The sequence below is a fragment of the Saccharomonospora azurea NA-128 genome, from assembly GCF_000231055.2.
Classification (GTDB): domain Bacteria; phylum Actinomycetota; class Actinomycetes; order Mycobacteriales; family Pseudonocardiaceae; genus Saccharomonospora; species Saccharomonospora azurea.
Genome location: NZ_CM001466.1, coordinates 4,505,011 through 4,513,291 on the forward strand (window position 1 = coordinate 4,505,011; position 8,281 = coordinate 4,513,291).

Consider the following 8,281-nt stretch of genomic DNA (forward strand, 5'->3'; position numbering starts at 1 on the left):
CTGCTCGGGCGGCGCGAGCAGCGCAGGCTCGCCGGGCTTGCCGAGCACACGCACCAGGCGCAGGGCGTGACCGCCGGTGCGGGTAGCTCGGGCAGCGTTGTCACCGGCCCCGTGTCCGGCGGCGCCGGTGGGGAGGGAGCGGCCGGTGAGGACACCGGGGAGGAGCTGCGCCGACCGCACCTGTTCTGGGTCAACATCGCCCTGACGGTCGCGGTCATCGCCTGCCTCGTCGCCGGGGTGGCGCCTCCGGAACTGTTGTTCCTGGTCGCGACACTGATCGCGTTGCTGCTGAACTACCCGGGCCTGAAGCGGCAGACCGCCCGGATCGAGGCTCACTCCAAGGGCGCCATGCTCATGGCCACCACCCTGCTCGCCGCGGGCGTGTTCCTCGGCATCCTCGAAGGCAGCGGGATGATCGAGGCGATGGCGTCGACGGCCGCGGGGCTGATCCCGGACGGAGCCGCGCCCGCCCTGCCGATGATCGTCGGTGTCCTCGGCGTGCCGTTGAGTCTGTTGTTCGGACCGGACGCGTACTACTTCGGGGTCATGCCGGTCCTGATCGGCGTCGGCGAGCAGTTCGCGGTGTCCGGCATCGACATCGCGACGGCCTCGCTGATCGGCGAGGAGACCGTCGGCTTCCCGATCAGCCCGCTGACCGGCTCGTTCTACCTGCTCGTGGGACTCGGCGGGGTCGACATCGGACGACATATCCGGCATCTCGTCGGCTGGGCCTGGCTCGTCAGCATCGTGATGCTGCTCGTCGCCGTCGCGACCGGGGCGGTGCCGCTGTGGGCAGCATGAGCAGAGCCACTGTGCGGCTGGGAGCTGGCGCCGGTTTCGCCGGGGACAGGATCGACCCGGCCGTGGACCTGGCCCGCCGGGGCGAGCTGGACTTCCTGATCTTCGAGTGTCTCGGTGAGCGGACCGTCGCCGCCGCACACGCCCGCAGGCTGACCGATCCCACCACGGGTTACGACCCGCTGCTGCGGGCGCGACTCCGCGCGGTCCTGCCCCACACCGGTCGTGGCGGCACCAGGGTGGTCACCAACTCCGGGGCGGCGAACCCGGAAGCGGCGGGTGAGCTCGCCGTTCGCGTCGCCGCCGAACTCGGCGTGCGCGCGCGGGTCGCGGTCGTCGGCGGGGACGACGTGCTCGACCTGGTGCGCCGCGTCGACCCCGTGGTGTGGGAGACGTCCGCGCCGCTGTCCGCCTGCCCCGAGGATCTGATCTCGGCCAACGCCTACCTGGGCGCGGACCCCGTCGTGGAGGCCCTCGACCAGGGTGCCGACGTGGTCGTGACCGGACGGCTGGCCGATCCGGCCCTGTATCTGGGGCCGCTGCGGTACGCGCACGGCTGGGACACCGACGACTGGGAACTGCTCGGCGCGGGCACCGCGGTGGGCCATCTGCTGGAGTGCGCGGGACAGCTCACCGGCGGCTACTTCGCCGACCCCGTCACGAAGCCGGTCCCGGACCTCGCGCGCCTGGGATTCCCGTTCGCCGACGTCGCCGCGGACGGCACCGCCGAACTCGGCAAGCTGGCGGGCACCGGGGGCCGGTTGGACACCCGGACCTGTGCCGAGCAACTGCTGTACGAAGTGGACGATCCCACCGCGTACCTCACCCCCGACGTCGTCGCGGACTTCTCCGAGGTCGGCTTCACCGGCACCGGCGAGCACCGGGTCCGCGTCGCGGGCGCCACCGGGCGACCTCGGCCGGACCAGCTCAAAGTGACCCTCGGGTTCCGCGGAGGCTGGCTGGGGGAGGGGCAGATCAGCTACGCGGGCCCCCGCGCTCTGGACCGGGCCCGCCTGGCGGGCGAGATCGTGCGCGAGCGGCTCGTGCGGGTGCACGGCGTCGACGAGAGCGCGATCCGGGTCGAGTACATCGGCGCGGGTGCGGCGTTCCGGGGTCTCGCGGCCGACACCCAGCCGTTCGAGGTGCGCCTGCGGGTGTCCGCGCGCGTCCCCGACCCCGATCACGCCGAGGTGATCGGCTGGGAGGTGGAGTCGCTCTACACCAACGGCCCGGCGGCGGGCGGCGGCGCCACCCGGTCCCGGCGCGAGACCGTCGTCGTCCGCTCGTGCCTGTTGCCCCGTCGTCTCGTGACCCCCTCGGCCCACCTGTTGGAGACGTGATGCCCACCGTCCTGCTCGACGACCTCGCCGACGTCCGCGCGGGCGACAAGGGCGACGCGCTGATGCTGGCGGTGTTCCCGCGCGACCCGGCCGACGTGGACCTGCTGACGTCCCGTCTCACGGAGGAGGTCGTGGCGCGGCATTTCGGCACTGCCGTCACCGGTCCGGTGACCCGCACCGTGCTGCCGCGCCTGCCCGCTCTGGTGTTCGCGATCCCCGGTGTCCTCGCGGGCGGGGTCACCGGCTCCACCGTCCTCGACGGACACGGCAAGACGCTCAGCTACCACCTGCTCACGGTGGAACTGACGATCTGACCCATCACCGAGAAAGAGGCCGGAATGAGACCAGCTCGACGAGAACGCGCTCATCCCATGCGCCCGGCGCGTCGCGTTCTCGCCTGCGCGGCGAGCATCCTCATGGCACTGACGCTGTCGGTGACCCCGGGCGCCCCGGCGGCCGGGGCCGCACCGGAGTCTGCCGCTGCCTCCGCCGCCCTGCCGGACGACCCCTTCTTCGCCTACGACCGTCCGCCGGAGTACCAGGTGGTGGCCGAGGACGTGCACGTGCCGCTGCGCGACGGCAGCCACGTGGTGTGCCGGCTGTACCGGCCGGGGGACACGCCGACACGCCCGGCGACCGGGCGGTTCCCCGGCATCGTCTACGAGTACACCGCCTACGCCGACAACGCGGAGGCCTTCGGCGACGGCGCGGCCTACTTCGTCCGCCGCGGCTACAACGCACTGGTGTGCCAGGCCCGCGGCTCGGGCGAGTCGCCGGGCTCGCTGGACCCGTTCAGCCCCCAGGAGCAGCGGGACAACTACGACGTCGTCGAGTGGCTCGCCGCGCACCCGGCGTCGACCGGACGCATCGGCCAGATGGGGGTCAGCTACGGGGGCCACAGCGCGCTGCTGGTCGCGGTGAACCAGCCGCCGCACCTGGAGGCGATCATCCCGATGAACGGCATCCACGACTGGTACGAGGACACGATCTACCACGGTGGGATCTACTCCGCCCGCATCCGCGACTGGCAGCGGCAGGTGGCACCCGACACTCTCCGCACCTATGCGGAGCACCCGCTCTACGACGACTTCTGGCGCGACCGCAGCGTCATGTCCCGCTGGGACCGGCTCACCGTCCCCACACTGGAGATCAACGGCTGGTACGACCGCTACCGCGACGGCATGGTGAAGAACTACCGGGCCCGGCCCGGCAACGTGTGGCTGATCTCGGGTCCGTGGGAGCACGGCTACCCGGAGGGCCAGTACGCCGACATCGGCAAGGGTGCCTACCTTGCCTGGTGGGATCACTGGCTCGCGCAGGATCCCGACGCCCCGCTGCCTGCCACGCCCGTCACGTCGTACGAGGTGCCGGGGCCCGGTGCCGGCCGCGGATGGCGCCAGTTCGAGCAGTGGCCACCGCGGGACGCCCACGGCGTGACCTTGCGGCTCGGAACGGACGGGATGCTCAGCCGGGCGGCGGGACGACCCGGGACGGCCGCGTTCGACGTCAACACCGAGTCCGAGCCCCCGCAGGAACACGAGCAGGTGACGTTCGAGACCGCACCGCTGCGCCGGGACCTTGTCCTCGCCGGGGACGCGAGCGCACGGATCCGGGCGTCCTTCGGAGCAGAGGACGGACATCTCGCGGCGGTGCTCTACGACCAGGCACCCGACGGCACCAGCACGAGGATCACCGAGGGCTGGCTCAAGGCCAGCCACCGTGACACGCACACCGACCTCGCCCCGGTCGAACCGGGGCGGGTCTACGACCTGGACGTGCACATCCGGCCGACGCACTACCGGCTGTCCGCGGGACACAGCCTGGTCCTGCGGATCTCCAGCGACGACTACCCGGCGATCGACTCCAGCGCGCCTCCCGGCCGGGTGGAGGTGAGCACGGGCGCCGCCGGATCGATGTTGCACCTCACCGTCCACAACGCACGCGACGGAGCCACATCCTGACGTACCCGTCGGTCCGCCTCACGCCTCGCCGGTGGTCGCGCGGCCACCGGCGAGGCGGTCGGGTCAGGCGTCGCCGACGGTGAACCGCGTGTTGCGGTGCCGGGGACGCTCGATCTCGTTGAGCAGCGCCACGGCCAGGGTGCCGCTGGTGGTGTGCGACGTGCCGTCGGAGGCGTACAGCAGCTCGTCGCGGCCGAGCACGGGTGTGGTGGCCTCGCCGGGCGTGAACGACGCCTGCGGCGAGACTCCCACCCACTGCACGTGCGACACAGTGCGCAGATAGCCCAGTTCGAGGAGCTGGTGCTCCGGGATCGCGATCCACTCCCGGGCGCCCGGGGTCTTGCGCAGGTCCTCGATGAACAGGTGCTTGTCCGCACCGGTCATCAGGGACCCCGCTCCCAGGATGAACACCAACCGTGGCCGGTTCGCGCCCGCGCACTGCACCAGGTGCCGGGCCAGTTCCACGTGCAGGTACGCCTGGTCCGGGGTGGTCCCGACAGCGTTGACCACGACGTCGAACCCGGCCAGGTCCTCGGCTGTCAGTGCGAAGGCGTCGCGTTCCGTGATCCGGGCGGTCGCGCCCAGGACGTCGGCGGCCTTGGCGGAATCGCGCACGAGGGCGACCGTCTCGTGGCCGCGCGTGACGGCCTCCCGGAACACAGCCGATCCGGCCATGCCGGTCGCACCGATGATGCCGATTCTCACGAGGAATCCTTTTCCTGCGTAGTGGGTCGAACGCCTCAGAGGCGCTTGACGCCGATGGTGTGGGCGGTGGTGAACTCCTCGATGGCCCATTCGCCGTTGAAGCGGCCCAGGCCGGAGTTGCGTTCGCCGCCGAAGGCCACGTGGGCCTCGTCCTGGACGGTCATCTCGTTGACGAACGTCATCCCGGCCTTCACCCGCTGGGCGAAGCGCACCCCGCGGTCGAGGTTCTGGGTGAACACGGCCGACGAGAGCCCGTACACGTGGTCGTTGGCCAGCTGGAGGGCGTGCTCCTCGTCGTCGGCCTTGAGGATGGCGACCATCGGGCCGAAGATCTCCTCGCGGGCGATCTCCATGTCCGGGGTGACGTCGACGAAGACGTGCGGCGGCACCACCCGGCCGGTGATCTCCCCACCGACGACCATGCGGGCACCGGCCTTCCGGGCCTCGGCGATCTTCTCCTTCAGGCTTTCCAGCTGCGCGTCGTTCACCACGGGGCCGACCAGGACGCCCTCGTCGGACGGGTTCCCGTAGGCCACGGACTGCGCCGCGGCGGTGAACTTGGCGACGAACTCGTCGTAGACCGGGGCCTCGACGATAATCCGGTTCACCGACATGCAGATCTGGCCCGAGTGCAGGAAGGTGCCCGGCACGGCCTGACCGATGGCGGCGTCCAGGTCCGCGTCGTCCAGCACCACCAGCGGGGCGTTGCCGCCCAGCTCCAGCGACGTCCTCTTCAGGTGTTCGCCGCTGGAGGCGATCGTGCCGACCTGCTGGCCCACCGGGGTCGACCCGGTGAAGGAGATCAGCCTGGGCACCGGGTGGGCCACGAAGTCGTCGCCGATCTCGGACCCGGCGCCGACCACCACGGACAGCACGCCTTCCGGCAGCCCGGCCTCCTCGAAGATCCGGGCCAGGATCAGCCCGCCGGTCACCGGGGTGTCCGACGCGGGCTTGATGACGACGGCGTTGCCGAGGGCCAGGGCGGGAGCCACCGACCGCTGGGACAGGTGCAGCGGGAAGTTCCAGGGGCTGATGACGCCGACGACACCGACCGGCTTGCGGTAGACGCGCATCTCCCGGTCCGGCGTGTCCGACGGGTGGATGGTGCCGTGCACGCGGGTCGGGAAGGAGGCGGACTCGGTGGTGATGCCGATGGCCAGCGACACCTCCTTGTCGGCCTTGATCAGGGTGGACCCGGACTCCTTCACCAGCCAGCCCACGATCTCCTCGCGGCGCTCTTCGAGGATCTCGGCGGCCCGGCGGATGACCTTGGCCCGCTCGCTCGGGGCGGTCGCCGCCCACGCGGCCTGCGCGGCCTCGGCGGCCCGGTACGCGTCGTCCAGGTCCTCCTTCGACGCCTGGCGGATCTCGGCCACCACCGAGTCGTCGAACGGGTTGGTGTCCGTGTTCACTCGCTCGGAGCGGCCCTCTCGCCACTGGCCTGCGATGAACTGGGTGTCCATCCGCTGTCCGGCGAACGTCACGTCGGTGTGGGTGTTCACTGTCATGGTCGGATCCTCTGCACTCGTTATGGCGGGTCTGTTCACAGGAAACGCTGCGTCGTCATGTCGACGGCCAGCCGGTGTAGCCCTCGGCGAGGAAAGTCGATCCGGCCTTGGACCGCACCACCGACCGCAGTTCGGCGACCTGGCGGCGGAGGGAGAAGGCGTCGGTGTCGGGCAGCCGGTGCAGCATCGAGGTCATCCAGTAGGAGAAGTGCTGCGACCGCCACACCCGGTCGAGGGCACGCTGCGAGTACTCGTCGAGCACGTCGTCGTCGCCTTCGGCGAGGGCCTTCTGCAGGACGTCGGCGAGGATGCGGACGTCGGCGAGCGCGAGGTTGAGGCCCTTCGCCCCGGTGGGCGGGACGGTGTGCGCCGCGTCGCCCGCCAGCAGCAGGCTGCCGTACCGCATCGGTTCGACGACGTTGCTGCGGAACCGGAGCACCGCCTTGTCGGTGACCGGGCCCTCCACGAGTTCGTGGCCGTTGGGCTCCACGCGCGCCCGCAGCTCGGACCAGATCCGGTCGTCGCTCCAGTCGTCGACGTTCTCGTCGGGATCGCACTGGAAGTACATCCGCTGCATCGTCTCGGTGCGCTGGCTGATCAGCGCGAAGCCCCGTTCGGAGTGGCTGTAGATCAGCTCCGGGGCGCTCTTGGGCGCCTCGCAGAGGATGCCGAACCAGGCGAACGGATACTCCTTGCGGTACTGCCGGATGTGCTGCGCCGGGATCTGGTGCCGGCACATGCTGTGGGAGCCGTCGGCGCCGACGAGGTAGCGGCAGCGCACTTCGCGTGGCGTGCCGTCGGGATCGGTGTAGCGGATCGAGGGACTGGTGCCCGTGATGTCGTGCACCGTCGTGTCGCTGACCCCGAACCGCACGTCGGCCCCGGCGGCCTCGCGGGCGTTCGCGAGGTCGATGAACACCTCCGTCTGCGGGTACAGGCACACCGACGCGCCGACGAGCTCCCGGAAGTCGACGTGGTGCGATTCTCCGCCGAAGGCGAGGTAGATGCCGTGGTGCTGGTCGCCCTCGGACAGCACTCGCTCGGACACCCCGGTCTCGGTGAGCAGCCGCACGCTGTCGGCTTCGAGGATGCCGGCTCGCACCGTGCGTTCGATGTCGAGCCTGCTGCGGTGGTCGACGACCACCGAGTCGATGCCCCGCAGCGCCAACAGGTGCGAGAGCATCAGGCCCGCGGGCCCGCCGCCGACGATGCCGACCTGGGTCGTGGTGACGTCCATTGTGCTCACTCGCCGTTCCCTGCCTCGTCGAGCACCCGCTGGGCGATGGCGAAGCCGTGGTTCGCGGCGGGGACACCGCAGTAGACGGCGCTCTGCAGGATCACCTCGCCGATCTCGTCCGCGCTGAGCCCGTTGCGCAGGGCGGCGCGGACGTGCATGGCGAACTCGTCCCAGTGCCCCCGTGCGAGCAGCGCGGTCAACACGGCGACGCTGCGCATCCGCCGGTCGAGCCCGGGGCGGGTCCAGACGCTGCCCCACGCATAGCGGGTGATCAGGGCCTGGAAGTCCTCGGTGAACGGGGTCGTGCGGGCCTGGGCCCGGTCGACGTGGGCGTCGCCGAGGACCTCGCGGCGCACGCGCATGCCGTCGTCGTAGGGGTCGGGGACTTCCTCGGGCATCTCTGACCTCCGTCAGCGTCGTGGGTCGGGGGAAGGGAGCGCGTCAGTCGTCGTCAGTCGTGGTCGGTGGTGCTCCGGTAGCGGTCGAGCACACTGTCGACGAAGTGGCCCGCGACGCCCAGGTACTCCGCCGGGGCGCCGGGCCGGCCGCGTTCGGCGAGGAGCAGGTCGGCGGCACCGTCGGCGTGCGCGCGCAGAGCGGAGACGTCGACCCGCAGCCCGCTCACCAGCTCGGCCGCCTGCGACGCGGCGGTGACGGTGAGCGTGAGGAGGCGGCGCAGCGCGGGCCATTCGGCGTGCCACGCACCGTCGGGGCGCTGGTCCACGGCCTGCG

Annotated in this window: 7 protein-coding genes and 2 pseudogenes; 4 read left to right on the forward strand and 5 right to left on the reverse strand. The window is 71.3% G+C overall.

Going from position 1 to position 8,281, the window contains the following annotated elements; genetic code table 11:
- The 4 genes and pseudogenes from SACAZDRAFT_RS20845 to SACAZDRAFT_RS20860 all read left to right on the forward strand — a co-directional run.
- Positions 1 to 801 (forward strand): annotated as a pseudogene (locus tag SACAZDRAFT_RS20845) (SLC13 family permease); the annotation flags it as partial.
- Positions 798 to 2,138: an acyclic terpene utilization AtuA family protein gene (locus tag SACAZDRAFT_RS20850; RefSeq protein WP_005444956.1), complete on the forward strand. Its 1,341-nt coding sequence runs from the start codon at positions 798 to 800 to the stop codon at positions 2,136 to 2,138. The pseudogene SACAZDRAFT_RS20845 and the gene SACAZDRAFT_RS20850, both read left to right, overlap by 4 nt.
- Positions 2,138 to 2,452, forward strand: coding sequence for an AtuA-related protein (locus SACAZDRAFT_RS20855; protein WP_005444957.1), 315 nt, complete (start codon positions 2,138 to 2,140; stop codon positions 2,450 to 2,452). Before SACAZDRAFT_RS20850 ends, SACAZDRAFT_RS20855 begins: the two co-directional genes overlap by 1 nt.
- Before the next feature lie 57 nt (positions 2,453 to 2,509).
- Positions 2,510 to 4,099: a CocE/NonD family hydrolase gene (locus tag SACAZDRAFT_RS20860; RefSeq protein WP_082245321.1), complete on the forward strand. Its 1,590-nt coding sequence runs from the start codon at positions 2,510 to 2,512 to the stop codon at positions 4,097 to 4,099.
- 63 nt (positions 4,100 to 4,162) lie between these two features.
- Here SACAZDRAFT_RS20860 and SACAZDRAFT_RS20865 read toward each other — a convergent pair whose 3' ends face one another.
- The 5 genes and pseudogenes from SACAZDRAFT_RS20865 to SACAZDRAFT_RS23085 all read right to left on the reverse strand — a co-directional run.
- The gene (locus tag SACAZDRAFT_RS20865; protein ID WP_005444961.1) at positions 4,163 to 4,804 is read right to left on the reverse strand and encodes an NAD(P)-dependent oxidoreductase; all 642 of its coding nucleotides are present in this window, start codon (positions 4,802 to 4,804) and stop codon (positions 4,163 to 4,165) included.
- A gap of 35 nt (positions 4,805 to 4,839) precedes the next feature.
- A complete protein-coding gene (locus SACAZDRAFT_RS20870; protein ID WP_005444963.1) occupies positions 4,840 to 6,312 on the reverse strand; it encodes an aldehyde dehydrogenase family protein in 1,473 nt (490 codons plus the stop codon).
- Positions 6,313 to 6,367: 55 nt separating this feature from the next.
- A complete protein-coding gene (locus SACAZDRAFT_RS20875; protein ID WP_005444965.1) occupies positions 6,368 to 7,549 on the reverse strand; it encodes a 4-hydroxybenzoate 3-monooxygenase in 1,182 nt (393 codons plus the stop codon).
- A gap of 5 nt (positions 7,550 to 7,554) precedes the next feature.
- Positions 7,555 to 7,947: a 4-carboxymuconolactone decarboxylase gene (gene pcaC / locus SACAZDRAFT_RS20880; protein WP_005444967.1), complete on the reverse strand. Its 393-nt coding sequence runs from the start codon at positions 7,945 to 7,947 to the stop codon at positions 7,555 to 7,557.
- 53 nt (positions 7,948 to 8,000) lie between these two features.
- Positions 8,001 to 8,281: pseudogene (locus tag SACAZDRAFT_RS23085) on the reverse strand (lyase family protein); the annotation flags it as partial.

Excerpts from the sequence above, each read along its gene's own strand:
- SACAZDRAFT_RS20855 (WP_005444957.1), top strand. The coding sequence starts at position 2,138 with ATGCCCACCGTCCTGCTCGACGACCTCGCCGACGTCCGCGCGGGCGAC.
- pcaC (WP_005444967.1), bottom strand. The coding sequence starts at position 7,947 with ATGCCCGAGGAAGTCCCCGACCCCTACGACGACGGCATGCGCGTGCGC.
- SACAZDRAFT_RS20870 (WP_005444963.1), bottom strand. The coding sequence starts at position 6,312 with ATGACAGTGAACACCCACACCGACGTGACGTTCGCCGGACAGCGGATG.
- SACAZDRAFT_RS20875 (WP_005444965.1), bottom strand. The coding sequence starts at position 7,549 with ATGGACGTCACCACGACCCAGGTCGGCATCGTCGGCGGCGGGCCCGCG.
- SACAZDRAFT_RS20860 (WP_082245321.1), top strand. The coding sequence starts at position 2,510 with ATGCGCCCGGCGCGTCGCGTTCTCGCCTGCGCGGCGAGCATCCTCATG.
- SACAZDRAFT_RS20850 (WP_005444956.1), top strand. The coding sequence starts at position 798 with ATGAGCAGAGCCACTGTGCGGCTGGGAGCTGGCGCCGGTTTCGCCGGG.